Annotated in this window: 18 protein-coding genes and 1 pseudogene; 10 read left to right on the top strand and 9 right to left on the bottom strand. The window is 58.3% G+C overall.

All coding sequences use genetic code 11. The annotated features are described in order from the left end of the window. Nucleotides 1-126: 126 nt before the first annotated feature. The 5 genes from H3L93_RS00290 to H3L93_RS00270 all read right to left on the bottom strand — a co-directional run bounded on the left by H3L93_RS00290 (nucleotide 127) and on the right by H3L93_RS00270 (nucleotide 3,752). A complete protein-coding gene (locus H3L93_RS00290; RefSeq protein ID WP_003793254.1) occupies nucleotides 127-555 on the bottom strand; it encodes a type II toxin-antitoxin system VapC family toxin in 429 nt (142 codons plus the stop codon). Further along, nucleotides 555-809, bottom strand: coding sequence for a type II toxin-antitoxin system prevent-host-death family antitoxin (locus tag H3L93_RS00285; protein ID WP_003793252.1), 255 nt, complete (start codon nucleotides 807-809; stop codon nucleotides 555-557). Before H3L93_RS00285 ends, H3L93_RS00290 begins: the two co-directional genes overlap by 1 nt. Nucleotides 810-921: 112 nt before the next feature. After that, on the bottom strand, nucleotides 922-2,136 hold the full coding sequence (gene fabB / locus H3L93_RS00280) for a beta-ketoacyl-ACP synthase I (RefSeq protein WP_040558218.1): 1,215 nt from the start codon (nucleotides 2,134-2,136) through the stop codon (nucleotides 922-924). Nucleotides 2,137-2,242: 106 nt separating this feature from the next. After that, nucleotides 2,243-2,767, bottom strand: coding sequence for a 3-hydroxyacyl-[acyl-carrier-protein] dehydratase FabA (gene fabA / locus H3L93_RS00275; RefSeq protein ID WP_003793249.1), 525 nt, complete (start codon nucleotides 2,765-2,767; stop codon nucleotides 2,243-2,245). A 160-nt stretch (nucleotides 2,768-2,927) separates the two neighbouring features. Then, on the bottom strand, nucleotides 2,928-3,752 hold the full coding sequence (locus tag H3L93_RS00270) for a class I SAM-dependent methyltransferase (RefSeq protein WP_003793248.1): 825 nt from the start codon (nucleotides 3,750-3,752) through the stop codon (nucleotides 2,928-2,930). 273 nt (nucleotides 3,753-4,025) lie between these two features. Here H3L93_RS00270 and H3L93_RS00265 point away from each other — a divergent pair, with 273 nt between their 5' ends. The 5 genes from H3L93_RS00265 to H3L93_RS00245 all read left to right on the top strand — a co-directional run bounded on the left by H3L93_RS00265 (nucleotide 4,026) and on the right by H3L93_RS00245 (nucleotide 6,995). Then, the gene (locus H3L93_RS00265) at nucleotides 4,026-4,775 is read left to right on the top strand and encodes an SDR family oxidoreductase (RefSeq protein WP_003793244.1); all 750 of its coding nucleotides are present in this window, start codon (nucleotides 4,026-4,028) and stop codon (nucleotides 4,773-4,775) included. A gap of 56 nt (nucleotides 4,776-4,831) precedes the next feature. After that, nucleotides 4,832-5,161 carry a carboxymuconolactone decarboxylase family protein gene (locus tag H3L93_RS00260; protein ID WP_003793241.1) on the top strand — a complete coding sequence of 110 codons (330 nt, stop codon included), beginning with the start codon at nucleotides 4,832-4,834 and terminating at the stop codon, nucleotides 5,159-5,161. A gap of 2 nt (nucleotides 5,162-5,163) precedes the next feature. Further along, nucleotides 5,164-5,583 carry a cupin domain-containing protein gene (locus tag H3L93_RS00255; RefSeq protein ID WP_003793239.1) on the top strand — a complete coding sequence of 140 codons (420 nt, stop codon included), beginning with the start codon at nucleotides 5,164-5,166 and terminating at the stop codon, nucleotides 5,581-5,583. Nucleotides 5,584-5,660: 77 nt separating this feature from the next. After that, on the top strand, nucleotides 5,661-6,509 hold the full coding sequence (locus H3L93_RS00250; RefSeq protein ID WP_003793237.1) for an aldo/keto reductase: 849 nt from the start codon (nucleotides 5,661-5,663) through the stop codon (nucleotides 6,507-6,509). 96 nt (nucleotides 6,510-6,605) lie between these two features. Then, entirely contained in the window at nucleotides 6,606-6,995 is a 390-nt protein-coding gene (locus H3L93_RS00245; RefSeq protein ID WP_003793235.1) for a putative quinol monooxygenase, read from the top strand. A gap of 347 nt (nucleotides 6,996-7,342) precedes the next feature. Here the strand turns inward: H3L93_RS00245 and H3L93_RS00240 are convergent, their stop codons facing one another. Next, nucleotides 7,343-8,356 carry a zinc-binding alcohol dehydrogenase family protein gene (locus H3L93_RS00240; RefSeq protein WP_040558026.1) on the bottom strand — a complete coding sequence of 338 codons (1,014 nt, stop codon included), beginning with the start codon at nucleotides 8,354-8,356 and terminating at the stop codon, nucleotides 7,343-7,345. Between the two features lie 162 nt (nucleotides 8,357-8,518). Between H3L93_RS00240 and H3L93_RS00235 the strand changes: the two genes are divergently transcribed. The 3 genes from H3L93_RS00235 (at nucleotide 8,519) to H3L93_RS00230 (ending at nucleotide 10,197) form a co-directional block, all read left to right on the top strand. Then, nucleotides 8,519-8,869 (top strand): winged helix-turn-helix transcriptional regulator, encoded by a 351-nt coding sequence (locus H3L93_RS00235; protein ID WP_003793231.1) that lies wholly within the window; start codon nucleotides 8,519-8,521, stop codon nucleotides 8,867-8,869. Nucleotides 8,870-9,088: 219 nt separating this feature from the next. Then, nucleotides 9,089-9,388, top strand: coding sequence for a hypothetical protein (locus H3L93_RS12985; RefSeq protein WP_003793228.1), 300 nt, complete (start codon nucleotides 9,089-9,091; stop codon nucleotides 9,386-9,388). Continuing rightward, nucleotides 9,373-10,197 (top strand): NAD(P)H-quinone oxidoreductase, encoded by an 825-nt coding sequence (locus H3L93_RS00230; protein ID WP_003793226.1) that lies wholly within the window; start codon nucleotides 9,373-9,375, stop codon nucleotides 10,195-10,197. The genes H3L93_RS12985 and H3L93_RS00230 overlap by 16 nt, the downstream gene beginning before the upstream one ends. On the opposite strand, the gene H3L93_RS00225 is transcribed toward H3L93_RS00230, so the two are convergent. From H3L93_RS00225 to H3L93_RS00215, 3 genes are read right to left on the bottom strand one after another with little or no spacing between them, the layout of a single operon-like run. After that, nucleotides 10,194-10,367: a hypothetical protein gene (locus tag H3L93_RS00225; RefSeq protein ID WP_155802912.1), complete on the bottom strand. Its 174-nt coding sequence runs from the start codon at nucleotides 10,365-10,367 to the stop codon at nucleotides 10,194-10,196. The genes H3L93_RS00230 and H3L93_RS00225 overlap by 4 nt on opposite strands. Before the next feature lie 48 nt (nucleotides 10,368-10,415). Then, nucleotides 10,416-10,646, bottom strand: coding sequence for a DUF2798 domain-containing protein (locus tag H3L93_RS00220; protein WP_003793222.1), 231 nt, complete (start codon nucleotides 10,644-10,646; stop codon nucleotides 10,416-10,418). Next, nucleotides 10,646-11,047 (bottom strand): nuclear transport factor 2 family protein, encoded by a 402-nt coding sequence (locus H3L93_RS00215; protein ID WP_003793221.1) that lies wholly within the window; start codon nucleotides 11,045-11,047, stop codon nucleotides 10,646-10,648. Before H3L93_RS00215 ends, H3L93_RS00220 begins: the two co-directional genes overlap by 1 nt. 162 nt (nucleotides 11,048-11,209) lie before the next feature. On the opposite strand from H3L93_RS00215, the gene H3L93_RS00210 reads away from it, so the two are divergent. Both H3L93_RS00210 and H3L93_RS13430 read left to right on the top strand, forming a co-directional pair. Then, nucleotides 11,210-12,067 carry a LysR family transcriptional regulator gene (locus H3L93_RS00210; RefSeq protein ID WP_003793217.1) on the top strand — a complete coding sequence of 286 codons (858 nt, stop codon included), beginning with the start codon at nucleotides 11,210-11,212 and terminating at the stop codon, nucleotides 12,065-12,067. A gap of 329 nt (nucleotides 12,068-12,396) precedes the next feature. Continuing rightward, nucleotides 12,397-13,160 (top strand): annotated as a pseudogene (locus H3L93_RS13430) (SDR family NAD(P)-dependent oxidoreductase). Nucleotides 13,161-13,163 lie beyond the last annotated feature (3 nt).

Genomic DNA, 13,163 nt, shown 5'->3' with positions numbered 1-13,163 from the left:
CCGTTGTCGTGTCAGATAGCAGATGATACAAAATCATAAAAACAGAAAAGTGTAGTGAAGTGATATACAAAAGGCAGCCTGAAAATATTTCAGGCTGCCTTTGAACGGCTTCTCAACCTATGCTTTCTACCCCTTGCCCGAAAACGGGTTGAGCAGCGGTACGTTCAGTTCGGCAAAATCGCGCACATTGCGCGTTACCAGCGTGAGGTCGTGGCGGATGGCGGTGGCGGCGATGAGCGCGTCGTTGTAGGGGCGTTGGTCGGGCACGTGCAGGCGGACGCAGATGCGGGCGGTGTGGCGGTCGATGGGCAGAATGCGCTGGTCAAAGGTGGGAATCACGGTGTCGTTCAGCCATTGTTGCAGGCGCATAAATTGGGCTTCGTCGCCTCGATGCCGCACGCGCAAAATGCCTTGTTCGATTTCCAGTAGGGTGATGACGGAAAGATAGCAGTCGTTCAGATTGATTGCGTTGAACCACGCCAAAAATTCAGGCGGCGTGTGGCTGCTTTGGATTTTGCGGATTTCGGATAAAACATTGGTATCAATCAGATACATCAGAACAACCCCTCGCGGTCGGCGATGATGCAGCGCGGAAATTCCACTTCGCCCACCAATTCCAAATCTTCCACGCTCATGCCGAGGCGTTCGGCATTGCTTTTAGGGTGTTTGTTTAGAGACTGATACGCCGCATAGTTCATCAACACATAGGCTGGCTCGCCGCGGTCGGTGATGCACACGGGGGCGGTGTCGCTCATGTTTTTGGCTTTGGCAACGTTTTGATTAAATTCGCGGCTGCTGATGGTTTGCATGGTCGTCTCCTTATATGTAGCAACGTTTGCACATTGTAGCCGATTGGCGGGAAAAGACAAGGCAGCCTGAAAACGGAAAACCCGTTTTCAGGCTGCCTTTATGCTGCCGGATTTATTCCGCGCGGCTGAAAATCAGCGTGGCATTGGTGCCGCCGAAGCCGAAGCTGTTGGACATCACTGCGTTGAGTTTCACTTGGCGGTTTTCGCGCACAATCGGCAGACCTTCCGCCAGCTCGTCCAGCGTTTCAATGTTGGCGCTGGCGCAGACAAAATCGTTCTGCATCATCAGGATGGAGTAAATCGCTTCGTTGGAGCCTGCCGCGCCGAGCGCGTGCCCCGACAGCGATTTGGTGGAGCTGATCATCGGCACGGTTTGCCCCGCAAACGCTTCGCGGATGGCGCCCAATTCGCGCGTGTCGCCCACGGGGGTGGACGTGCCGTGCGCGTTGATGTAGTCCACGCTGCCGCCGTGTTGCGCCAACGCCATTTGCATACAGCGCACCGCGCCTTCGCCCGATGGCTGCACCATGTCGTAGCCGTCCGAAGTTGCGCCGTAACCTGTTAATTCGCAAATGATATTTGCGCCGCGCGCTTTGGCGTGTTCGTATTCTTCCAGCACCAAAATGCTGCCGCCGCCTGAAATCACAAAGCCGTCGCGGTTGGCATCGTAGGCGCGGCTGGCGCGCTCGGGCGTGTCGTTGTATTTGCTGGATAGCGCGCCCATCGCGTCAAACAGGCTGCTCATTTGCCACGACACTTCTTCGCCGCCGCCTGCGAACACGATGTCTTGTTTGCCCAGTTGGATTAACTCGGCGGCGTGTCCGATGCAATGCGCCGAAGTGGAGCAAGCGGAGCTGATGGAGTAGTTTACGCCTTTGATTTTAAACGGCGTTGCCAAGCAAGCGGCAACGGTTGAGCCCATGGTTTTGGTTACGGCATAAGGCCCTACGCGCTTGATGCCGCTGGCGCGTAATACGTCTGCGGCTTCCACTTGCGATGCCGATGATGCGCCGCCGCTGCCCGCCACAATGCCTGTGCGAATGTTGGACACTTGCGCTTCGGTTAAGCCCGCGTTTTCAATCGCTTCCTGCATGGCGATGTAGGCATAGGCAGGGGCGCTGCCCATAAAGCGCAGGATTTTGCGGTCAATATGTTCTTTTAAATCGATGTTGATGTTGCCCGCCACGTTGGAGCGCAGCCCCATTTCGCGGTAGCTTTCGTCAAAGGCGATGCCTGATTTTAGGTTTTGCAGCGATGCCAGCACTTCGCGGCAGTTGTTGCCTAAGCTGGATACGATGCCGATGCCGGTTACGACGACTCGTTTCATAATGTTCATCTCCTGTGTAAATAAGCAAAGGCAGCCTGAAAATGGTTTTTTGCGGTTTCAGGCTGCCTTATCAACGCTATTTATCCGTCCGCTTTGCTGCGGGCGATTAAAAATCTTCGGTGCTGGTAAACAAACCCACGCGCAAGCCGTTGCCTTCGTAGATTTTTTTGCCGTCCACACTCATTTCGGCATCGGCGATGCCCAACACCAGCTTGCTGTTCATCACACGCTTGATGTGAATGTGGTAAGTGATTTTTTTGTGTTTGGGCAACACTTGTCCACTAAATTTAACTTCGGCACAACCCAGCGCACGCCCTCTGCCAGGTGCGCCTGTCCAGCCCAGATAAAAGCCCACCAGTTGCCACATGGCATCTAAGCCCAAGCAACCGGGCATCACGGGATCGCCAACAAAATGGCAGCCGAAAAACCATAAATCGGGGTTGATGTCTAATTCGGCGATGATTTCGCCTTTGCCGTATTTGCCGCCTGTGTTGTTGATGGTTACGATGCGGTCAATCATCAGCATATTGGGCAGCGGAAGCTGGGCGTTGCCCGCGCCAAACAATTCGCCGCGCCCGCAGGCAAGCAATTCTTCTTTGGTGTAGCTGTTTTGTGGAGTGAAGGTGGTCATGTATTTTCCTTAATGCCGTGTTGGCGCGATAAGTATAGAATGTCTATTCTATTGCATTACGGCGATGGGCGCAAATTTCAGGCAGCCTGAAAATGGAATAACGCGCAACCCCAAAAGGCAGCCTGAAACGTATTTCCATTTTTCAGGCTGCCTTTCATGTTTACAACTGCACACGCAATATCCGCATATCCATATTTTCCCGCCCCCATTTGGTTTTATAAATCAGCCGCAAAATAAACGGATACCGCTTGCCACAAAAATCGCTCAAATGCTCCTCTTCCACCAAGCAGCTGCCCTGCGCCAGCTTCAACACATCGTTTGCATTGCTGATGCCCCAGCGAAACTCGGGCGGTTTCTCGCCCATTCTGCCCAGCGCATCGTGATACTGCGCCTTGCCCACCATGCGTTTAAACAGCGCGTCCATCACCACTTGCGTGTGCGGCAGCTTGCGTTGCACCATTTCAAAAAACGCTTTCACCTGCGCTTCGTCAAAATACATCAGCACGCCCTCAATAATCAGCAGCACAGGCTTGCCATGCGCGGCAACAGTTTGCGTCCAGCTTTCGTCAAACATGGACACGCCCAAATACACATTGCCCGATTCGGGCAGCAGCATACGCCGCACTTCAATCACCTCGGGCAAATCAAGGTCGTACCACGCGGTAACGGTGGGTCGCCCCATGCGCTCGTAACGCGCGTCCAAGCCCGCGCCCAGTTGCACCACCACGGCATCGGGGTGTTCGGCGATAAAGTGCGCCGCCATATCGTCCAACAGCTTCGCCCGCCCGCAGCAGCCTGCTTGCGAGGCGGGGGCTTTGGTAAACGGGGCGAAGTCGTAATCAATCATGTTCAACATACGCGCCGCTTCTTTGTCGCGCAGCAGCGCATCGTCTCGTTGATATTCCACCGCCTTTGCCCACAGCGGAATCAGCATGGTGGTGGACAGCACAGTGATGTCTTTGGGGGAAATTTTTTTCTCGCTCATTTTGTGTCTCCTTGTTGTTGAGAATGACTTGCGATTAGAAATATACGCCTATGCGGTTGCATGGGCAAATCTGCGCCATGCGCCCAAACGGCAAAAGGCAGCCTGAAAACGTCTGTTTCAACTTTTATTCCACAGTCTTTCAACCCGCGCCCTGATTATCTCGCCCCATTCCCCGCGTATAATGCGCGACATACATTTCCTTTCCCAACCGTTTCAGGCTACCTATCCAACCCAGCAAAGGCAGCCTGAAACCCAACCCCAAGGAGTCTCGCCATGCAAAACATCGCCAACAAAGTCGTCATCATCACCGGCGCGTCCAGCGGCATCGGCGAAGCCACCGCGCTCAAACTCGCCAAAGAGGGCGCGAAAATCGTGCTCGGCGCACGCCGCGAAGACAAGCTCAAAGCCATTGCCGACCAAATCAAAGCGGCGGGCGGCGAGGCGGTTTACCGCGTAACCGACGTGGTCAAGCCCGAAGACAACGCCGCCCTCGTTGCCCTTGCCAAAGAAGCGTTTGGCAAAGTGGACGTGATTTTCCTCAACGCGGGTTTGATGCCCTCATCGCCGCTGTCCGCGCTGGAAACCGCCAACTGGAACGCAATGATTGATGTGAACATCAAAGGCGTGCTCAACGGCATCGCCGCCGTGCTGCCCGAGTTTAACGCGCAAAAATCGGGGCACATCATCACCACTTCGTCCGTGGCGGGCTTGAAGGTTTACCCCGGCGCGGCGGTGTATTGCGGCACCAAATGGGCGGTACGCGCGATTATGGAAGCCCTGCGCATGGAATCGGCGCAGGCGGGCACGCATATCCGCACGGCTACGATTTACCCCGCCGCCGTGCAGTCGGAGTTGGTGAGCCACATCACCGACGAGGGCGCGTCCAAAGGCTACCGCGAGCTGTACGACAACTACGAAATCCCCGCCGAGCGCATCGCCAACGTGGTGGCGTTTGCCATCAGCCAGCCCGCCGACACCAATGTGAGCGAGTTTACGGTGGGCCCGACTACGCAGCCGTGGTAAGCGCGTAACACCGTTTTCAGGCTGCCTGTAAACCCATACCGATAAGGAGCAAAATAATGTCCAAGAAACAAACCGCAGGGCGAGACCATCTCGGCACGTTCGCCCCAAAATTCGCTGAGCTGAACGATGACGTGCTGTTCGGGCAGGTTTGGTCGCGCGAAGCCGAGCTTGCGCCGCATACGCGCAGCTTAATTACCATTGCCGCTTTAATCTCAGGCGGTAACTTTGAGCAGCTTCCCGCCCATTTGAATATCGGCAAACAAAACGGCATCACGCAGCAGGAAATCGCCGAAGTGATTACCCATCTGGCGTTTTATGTCGGCTGGCCGAAAGCGTGGTCGGCGTTCAATTTGGCAAAAGAAGTGTACGGCAAACAAGGAGCATAAAAATGAACACCCAAAACAGCGAACAACAAGTCAAACACGGCATTTTTCCGCTTGGCGAAAAAAACGAACGGTACGCCGACGTGTTTGTCGGGCAAAGCTATCTGGCAGGCTTGGCTGCCGCCCCCGACGCATCGGCAACCGTCGCCCACGTCAGCTTTGAACCCGCCTGCCGCAACAACTGGCACATTCACACCGACGGCTACCAAATCCTGCTCGTTACAGGCGGCGAAGGCTGGTATCAGGAACACGGTAGCCCCGCCCGCAGCCTGCAAGCGGGCGACGTGGTGGTAACCAACAAAGGCGTGAAGCATTGGCACGGCGCGAAAAAAGACTGCTGGTTCAGCCACATCGCCATTACCGCAGGCAGCACCGAGTTTCTCGAACCCGTGGACGAGGTGCACTACAACGCGCTGCCCGACTGAAACGAGAAAGGCCGTCTGAAAACCGTTTTCAGGCTGCCCGTTCCCCTATTTTCCCACACTCGATTAAGGAGTTAACCATGCAGACCATCCAACTGGCCAACGGCATCCCAATCCCCGTACTCGGCTTCGGCGTGTACCAGATTCCGCCCGAAGAGACCGAGCAAGCCGTTATCAACGCCGTCAAAGCGGGCTACCGCCATATTGACACCGCGCAGGCGTATGTGAACGAAAGCGAAGTGGGGCGCGGCATTGCCCGCTGCGGCGTGGCGCGGGAAGAATTGTTCGTTACTACCAAAGTGTGGGTGGAAAACGCGGGCGAAGAAGCCGCAGCCGCCTCGCTGGAACGCTCGTTTGCCCGCCTGAATTTGAGCTATATAGACATGGTGCTGATTCATCAGCCCTACGGCGATGTGTACGGTACATGGCGTGCGCTGGAACGCTATCAGGCGGCGGGCAAAATCCGCGCCATCGGCGTAAGCAATTTCACCCCCGACCGTGCGGTGGATTTGGGCATATTCAACCAAGTCATGCCGCAGGTAAACCAGATTGAAATCAATCCTTTCCACCAGCGCAACGAGCAAATCGCCGCGCTGCAAAGCGAAGGCATTGCCGTGGAAGCGTGGGCACCGTTTGCCGAGGACAAAAACGGCATCTTCCAAAACCCCGTGCTTGCCGCCATCGGCAAAAAATACGGCAAATCCGTGGCGCAGGTGATTATCCGCTGGCTGGTGGAGCGCGATATTGTGGTGCTGGCAAAATCGGTGAAACCCGAGCGCATGGCGGAAAACCTGAATGTGTTTGATTTTGCGCTGAGCGATGAAGACAAAGCCGCCATCGCGGGCTTGGATACGGGCGAAAGCCAGTTTATGAACCACCAGAGCATTGAATGCGTGCGGCAGGTAAAGTCTTGGGTGTTTGATGTGTAAGCCTACAAGGCAGCCTGAAAGCGGTAAAACGGGTTTTCAGGCTGCCGCCCACGCAAAAGGCAGCCTGAAACACCCAAATCACACAGGACACCTTTAATGAACATCATCAAAAAATCCCTTGTCGGCGCAATCGCCACCGTTGCCCTCTCCGCCCAAGCCGCGCCCGTATTCAACATTTTTGAACTCGGCGTGCAGCCTGAAAAAACCGCGCAATACGACGCAGTGGGCAAGCACAATATCCAAACCTCCATTGCCAACGAACAAGGCACGCTGGCGATGTACTCCGTCAAGCGCAAAGACAACCCCAACATGGCGTATATGATTGAACTCTATGCCAACGATGCCGCCTACCAAACGCACCGCGCCACACCGCATTTTCAACACTATCTGCGCGACACGGACGCGATGATTGCGGATAAAACGTTTTACGAGATTGCGCCAAGCGAGTTGGGAAATAAGGGCGGGGTGCGTTGGGGCGACGAGTGAAGTTATTTAAGGCAGCCTGAAAAACAAAGCCGCTTGGTGTTCTGCCACGCGGTTTTTTGCTGGATGGATTAGGTTTCAGGCTGCCTTTCTCCTTGATACAAAACGAGCGTACCAACCTCATCATCCTAAAATCTTCGCCCGCCCCAAAGGCAGCCTGAAATCTAAAATGGCGCGGCAACAGCTCTTTGCCAACGGCGTATTCCATCGGTTGGCCACATCGGCGGCAGGTTGAGCAACGTTTTCAGGCTGCCTTACCATATTGAGGCAGCCTGAAAACGGCAGGCACAGGATAACGGCACAGATGATTTTTCAGGCTGCCTTCTGTGCATCCCGCGCCATTCACCCAATCACCACCCCGCCAGCACCACCTTGCCCACCATATCCCCGCGCTCCACCATCTGATGCGCGCGGCGCAGGTTGGCGGCGTTGATGCCGTCGATGGTTTGCGTCGCGGTGCTGTGCAGGCGGCCTTCATCAACCAGTTGTGCCACTTTGGCAAGGATTTCACCCTGGCGCGCGATGTCGGCGGTCTCGCGCAGCGCCCGGGTGAACATGAATTCCCAATGCAGCGAGATGCTTTTGCCTTTCAACGGGTTGGCGTCAAGCACCTCGGGGTCGTCAATCAACGCGATGCGGCCTTGCGGCGCGAGCAGTTCCGCCAGCTGCGGCAGGTAGTATGCGCTGTGGTTGGTGGAAAACACCCACGAGGGGGCGTCGATGCAGAGCTCGACCACTTGTTCGGGCAGGCTGTGGCGGTGGTTGATGACGTCATCCGCGCCGAGGCGGCGCAGCCATGCTTCGCTTTCGGGGCGCGAAGCGGTGGCGATGATTTGGATGTCGGTGAGCGTTTTCAGCAGCTGCACGGTTATCGAGCCGACGCCGCCCGCACCGCCGACCAACAGCAGGGCGCGGCTGCCGCCGGCGACGGGTTTGTTCACATCAAGGCGGTCAAACAAGGTTTCCCACGCGGTGAGCGCGGTCAGCGGCAGCGCGGCGGCTTGGGCAAAATCGAGCGTGCGCGGTTTGCGGGCAACGATGCGCTCGTCCACCGCCTGCAACTCTGCATACGAACCGGGGCGGTTAATCACGCCGGCGTAATAGACTTCGTCGCCGACCTGAAAATGCTGCACGCCGCTGCCGACGGCTTTGACCACGCCCGCCGCGTCCCAGCCCAAAATGCGGTACTGCCCTGCGGCAGGCGTATGCGCGGCGCGGACTTTCACGTCGGCGGGATTGACCGACACGGCACGCACTTCGACCAACAGGTCGCGTTCGCGCAATTCGGGTGCGGGCAATTCGATGTCCAACAGGCAGTTTTCGTCGCTGACGGGCAGCGGGCGGTTGAATCCGACGGCTTTCATGCTGTGTTTCTCCGGTTGTGAAAAAGGAGCGCCCATCTTAAGATATACGCCCGCGCCTGTTAAGAACGCACTTATTTTTCAGCAGGTTACTTATCGGATACTGTTAAAGGCAGCCTGAAAGCCGTTTCAGACGGCATCCAACCCTCAAACAAGGAACACAACATGGGCAAAACCGCACACACCGCATTTAACTGCGCCGAGGGCTGTTCGGTGGAAGCCGCGCTGGCCGTTATCGGCGGCAAGTGGAAAGGCACGATTCTCTACCGCCTGCACCGCGACGGCGTGCTGCGCTTCAACGAAATCCGCCGCATCCTGCCCGCCGTGTCGCAGCGCACGCTGACCGCGCAACTGCGCGCGCTGGAAGCCGACGGCATCATCGAGCGCACCGTTTACGCCGAAGTGCCGCCGCGCGTCGAATACCGCCTGAGCGCCTACGGGCAGACGCTTGCGCCCGTGCTGCTGGCGTTAAAGGCATGGGGCGACGGGCATAAGGCGCGGTCAGAGGCAGCCTGAAAAGGCAAAACCCCGCCTGATGCGCTTTCAGGCTGCCCAAGCGGACAACGTTCAAAACAAACGGCATGGCGTGTTTGTTTGCCCTGTCGGAAACATTTTCAGGCTGCCTTAGCGTTCCCAAAGGCAGCCTGAAATCTTTGCCCTCCCCGTTGCCCTGCGCCGTCAGTCTACAACCCCCTTGCAACGGTTTCCATCCGCCTCGACAAACGGCTTGCCGCAATGCAGCGGGGCAGCCTGAAAAGCAAACCCCAGCCCAATACGTTTTCAGGCTGCCTATCATTCCAAAGGCAGCCTGAAACCTTGCTTTGCCCGACACCCAGCCTGTTTGAAGCGCATCATTTCCGCGCGGGCGGGCGTTTGGATAAAATCCGAGCGACAGATTGTTCTCGCGGGCATAACGACATTCCTGTTTTCAGGCTGCCTTTCATGCCCCGCGCAGGCAGCCTGAAAACCATTCCATCCAACCATCCCAACCAAATCATGCAGCGGAAGGAGCATTACCCATGCCCGACGGCGTAACGTCGATTATGGGGCAGGAACTGTCGGGCACCGTCGCTGCGCTCGGCGAAGGCGTGAGCGGTTTTGCCCTCGGCGACCCCGTTTGCGCGCTCACCGACGGCGGCGCGTATGCCCAATATTGCGCCGTCAAAGCCGCCCAAGTCCTGCCGCTGCCCGCGGGCTACCGCCTTGCCGAAGCCGCCATGCTGCCCGAAACCCTGTTCACCGTGTGGGTAAACGTGTTTATGGACGGCCAAATGCGCGCAGGCGAAACCCTGCTGGTACACGGCGGCACCAGCGGCATCGGCATCACCGCGCTGGCCATCGCCCGCGCGCTCGGCATCCGCACCCTCGCCACCGTGGGCAACGCCGAAAAAATGCGCGTGGTAGAGCAATACGGCGCGATTGCCGTGAACTACAAAACCGACGATTTCGCCCAAGCCGTGAAACAACACGGCGGCGCAGACGGCATCTTAGACGTGGTCGGCGGCAGCTATTTCGCGCAAAACCTGGACTGCCTGAACAAAGACGGGCGCATCTTCCTAATCGGCTTTATGGGCGGCAACATCGCCCCCGAAGTGAACCTGCTCAAAATCGCCGTCAAACGCGCCCGCATCACCGGCTCCACCATGCGCTGCCGCAACAGCGCCGAAAAAGCCACCATCGCTCAAAGCCTGTGCGAACACGTTTTGCCGCTGCTGGGGGATGGCAGCATCGCCAAACCGCATCTGCACCGCGTGTACCCGTGGACAGAAGTCGCCGCCGCCCACGCGGAAATGGATAAGGGGACGCATATCGGCAAGGTTTTGTTGGATTTTACGCAGGGCTAGGCGGTTTCAGGCTGCCTTCGGACAGCGTTGCAAACGGTATTGGGGCAGCCTGAAAACCACCCCCCCAAAACGCACGGGGTTTGGGCAAGTGCAGCCTGCATGGTGTAGCAAGCCGTCGCCCGTATGCCGTAGGACGCATCCACCGCCACGCACGCGGTTTCCAAAACCAAAAGCAGCCTGAAAACCAGTTTCCCGTTTTCAGGCTGCCTCAAACCGCTCTACTCCCCCACGCTCGCCGCTACCAGTTTCACCACCAGCGGGCGCACCGCCAGCAGGCTGGCGAAGGCAACCGGCCAGGTAATCAGGTAGGACTTCGCCAGCCGCGCCGGATAGCCCGCGTCCAGCCCCGTGTTCAGCGCCACCAGCACGCCGCTCACAATCAGCACCATCATCGCCGAGGTGTAAAAGGTAAACAGCAGCCCCGCGTATTTTTTCGGCAGCTTCTTCATCACGCCTCCATCGCCTTTTCCAGCGCGGCGCTGTCTTCGTAGAAACGGTAATGTGCCAGCAGGCCGTCGGCAAACTGCATCGCCAGCGCCCAATCGCTGTCGAACACTTTGCCCGTGGCGCGCACGGTGTGGCGCAGGTGGCCGTGCATCATCGCCAAATCCTTGCCCGCCGCCGCGCCGTCGAGGCGGAATTCGCCGAACTCCACCGCCGCGCCGAGCTTTTGGAAAAACTGCCGCGCGCCGTCTTTGCCGACGTATTCGCCGTATGCCGGCACGGCGGCGCAGGGTTCGGTGCGCACGGCGGTAAAGCGCACGTCGTCGGCGCAGCGTTGCAGCACGGCTTCCAGATTGCCGGCGGCAAGGTCGGCGAAAATCGTTTGCGCAAGGGAAAGACAGTCCATTTTTTGCTCCTGAATAGGTGTTTGGTTGAATGGGGCGGCAGTTTAATCCGTGCGCAAAACGGTTAAAATACGAAAAAACATCCGTGTCCGATAACCAACGCACAATCAGGCAGCCTGAAAACCGGTTCGCAGGCTTTCAGGCTGCCTAAGGAAAGCACCGCCATGAACGACTGGGACGATTTGCACTGCTTCACCGTGCTCGTGGAAAAACAAACCCTTACCGCCGCCGCAGAAACGCTCGGCGTGCAGCACAGCACCATATCGCGCCGCATCGCGCGGCTGGAAGCCACGCTCGGGCTGCGCCTGTTTGACCGCATCGGCCGCCGCTACCTGCTCACCGACGAAGGCGCACGCATCCGCGCGCAAGCGCAGGAAATCGCCGTGGGCATGGACAGCCTGCTGCGCACTGCGCGCGAGCAGCGCGAAGAAATGGCCGAAGTTGTCGTCTCCGCGCCGCCGCTGGTCGCCAAAGGGCTGCTGATGCCGCACTTTGCCGCCTTCGCCCGCCGCCACGCCAACATCCGCCTCGTGCTGCAAAGCGACGCGCACATCAGCAACCTGCACGCGCGCCACGCCGACATCGCCCTGCGCATCGTCCGCCCCACGCAAAACGACCTCGTCGCCCGCCGCCTGCGCCCCATCCGCTACCGCTTCTACGCCCGCGAGGGCTACCTGCGCAGCCGCCCCCGCGCCGAACAGGCGTTTCTCTGCCTCAACATCGGCGGCGCGCACGGGCTGTGGCAGGAGCAGCTGCTCGCCGGCCGCCGCATCATCCTCGCCTGCAACGACTTCGATGTCATCAAAGCCGCCGTCGCCGCCGAAACCGGCATCGGCCTCTTGCCCGATTTCTACGTGCGCCCCGCAGACGGCTTCGTGCAGGTTGCCCCGAACGGCGCGGCGCAACCGGAAGAATTTGCCGCCGACCTCTATCTGGTGATGCACGAAGATTTGCGCCGCTCGCCCAAAATCCGCGCCGTGGCGGATTTTCTGGGCGAAGTGCTGGCAGATCAGGCAGCCTGAAAGCCGCGTGTTGCCGTTTTCAGGCTGCCTTGAAGGACGGCTGCCGTAGGTCGGGCATTTATGCCCGACATTGTGAACGGGATTTGTCGGGCATAAATGCCCGACCTACGAAACTGGTGTACGAATACGGTTTTTTGAAAGAATGAAAAGGCAGCCTGAAAAAACACATTCTGCTTTTCAGGCTGCCTCGGATGCCCTCTGCAAGGCAGCCTGAAACCCTTTTTTCAACCCCAACTCCGAAAGGAATCCCTATGCAAAACCCAGCCCAACCCTAAGTCTGGCTCGTAACCGGCGCATCCGGCGGGCTCGGGCTCGCCCTCGTTAGGCAGCTGCTCGCCGCAGGGCACCGCGTCGCCGCCACCACGCGCAATGCCGACAAGCTCGCCGCAGCCGTCGGCGGCAGCGAAAACCTGCTCGCACTCACCATGGCGCTCACCGACGAAGCCGACATCAACCGCGGCATCGCCGCCATCACCGAACGTTTCGGCCGCATCGACGTTACTGTGAACAACGCAGGCTACATCCTTGTCGGCGCGATTGAAGAGCTCACCGACGCCGAAATCCGCGCCAATTTTGACATCAACGTGTTCGGCATGATGAACGTAATCCGCGCCGTGATGCCCGTTTACCGCGCGCAAAAAAGCGGACGTTTTCTCAATATTCATCCATTTCAGGCAGCGTTACCGACCCCGGGCAGGCGATTTACAGCGCCAGCAAAGCCGCCGTCATCATACTCACCGAAGCGGTGGACGAGGAAGGGCGCGACTTCAACGTGCGCGCCACCGCCGTCTGCCCCGGCGGGCTGCGGACATCCTTCCTCGGCGGCTCGGCGCGTTTCCCCGAGCACCCGATTGTGGACTACGCCGGCGTGCGCGACTACGAAAACGCCTACCGCCGCCTGAACCAAAACCAAAGCGGCGACCCCGAAAAAGCCACCCGCGCGCTGATTGCCCTCGCCGCGGCGGACAACCCGCCCAAACGCATCTATCTGGGCGCGGACAGCTTCGCGGCGATGGAGCGCAAAATGGGCAAAGTGGCGGCGGAAATGGCGGCGTGGGAGGAGCTGTCGCACAGCACGAAATATGAGGGGTGAGGC

This window comes from Kingella oralis (assembly GCF_014054985.1).
Taxonomy (GTDB): domain Bacteria; phylum Pseudomonadota; class Gammaproteobacteria; order Burkholderiales; family Neisseriaceae; genus Kingella_B; species Kingella_B oralis.
Note: the sequence above shows the minus strand (reverse complement) of the source record. Positions and strands in the feature narration are given on the sequence as shown.

What these genes read in the sequence shown, in the direction of transcription:
- H3L93_RS00260 (WP_003793241.1), top strand. Translation starts at nt 4,832, where the DNA reads ATGTCCAAGAAACAAACCGCAGGGCGAGACCATCTCGGCACGTTCGCC.
- fabA (WP_003793249.1), bottom strand. Translation starts at nt 2,767, where the DNA reads ATGACCACCTTCACTCCACAAAACAGCTACACCAAAGAAGAATTGCTT.
- H3L93_RS00245 (WP_003793235.1), top strand. Translation starts at nt 6,606, where the DNA reads ATGAACATCATCAAAAAATCCCTTGTCGGCGCAATCGCCACCGTTGCC.
- H3L93_RS00250 (WP_003793237.1), top strand. Translation starts at nt 5,661, where the DNA reads ATGCAGACCATCCAACTGGCCAACGGCATCCCAATCCCCGTACTCGGC.
- H3L93_RS00285 (WP_003793252.1), bottom strand. Translation starts at nt 809, where the DNA reads ATGCAAACCATCAGCAGCCGCGAATTTAATCAAAACGTTGCCAAAGCC.
- H3L93_RS00270 (WP_003793248.1), bottom strand. Translation starts at nt 3,752, where the DNA reads ATGAGCGAGAAAAAAATTTCCCCCAAAGACATCACTGTGCTGTCCACC.
- H3L93_RS00265 (WP_003793244.1), top strand. Translation starts at nt 4,026, where the DNA reads ATGCAAAACATCGCCAACAAAGTCGTCATCATCACCGGCGCGTCCAGC.
- H3L93_RS00215 (WP_003793221.1), bottom strand. Translation starts at nt 11,047, where the DNA reads ATGGACTGTCTTTCCCTTGCGCAAACGATTTTCGCCGACCTTGCCGCC.
- H3L93_RS00255 (WP_003793239.1), top strand. Translation starts at nt 5,164, where the DNA reads ATGAACACCCAAAACAGCGAACAACAAGTCAAACACGGCATTTTTCCG.
- H3L93_RS00210 (WP_003793217.1), top strand. Translation starts at nt 11,210, where the DNA reads ATGAACGACTGGGACGATTTGCACTGCTTCACCGTGCTCGTGGAAAAA.
- H3L93_RS00235 (WP_003793231.1), top strand. Translation starts at nt 8,519, where the DNA reads ATGGGCAAAACCGCACACACCGCATTTAACTGCGCCGAGGGCTGTTCG.
- fabB (WP_040558218.1), bottom strand. Translation starts at nt 2,136, where the DNA reads ATGAAACGAGTCGTCGTAACCGGCATCGGCATCGTATCCAGCTTAGGC.
- H3L93_RS12985 (WP_003793228.1), top strand. Translation starts at nt 9,089, where the DNA reads ATGCAGCGGGGCAGCCTGAAAAGCAAACCCCAGCCCAATACGTTTTCA.
- H3L93_RS00240 (WP_040558026.1), bottom strand. Translation starts at nt 8,356, where the DNA reads ATGAAAGCCGTCGGATTCAACCGCCCGCTGCCCGTCAGCGACGAAAAC.
- H3L93_RS00220 (WP_003793222.1), bottom strand. Translation starts at nt 10,646, where the DNA reads ATGAAGAAGCTGCCGAAAAAATACGCGGGGCTGCTGTTTACCTTTTAC.
- H3L93_RS00290 (WP_003793254.1), bottom strand. Translation starts at nt 555, where the DNA reads ATGTATCTGATTGATACCAATGTTTTATCCGAAATCCGCAAAATCCAA.
- H3L93_RS00230 (WP_003793226.1), top strand. Translation starts at nt 9,373, where the DNA reads ATGCCCGACGGCGTAACGTCGATTATGGGGCAGGAACTGTCGGGCACC.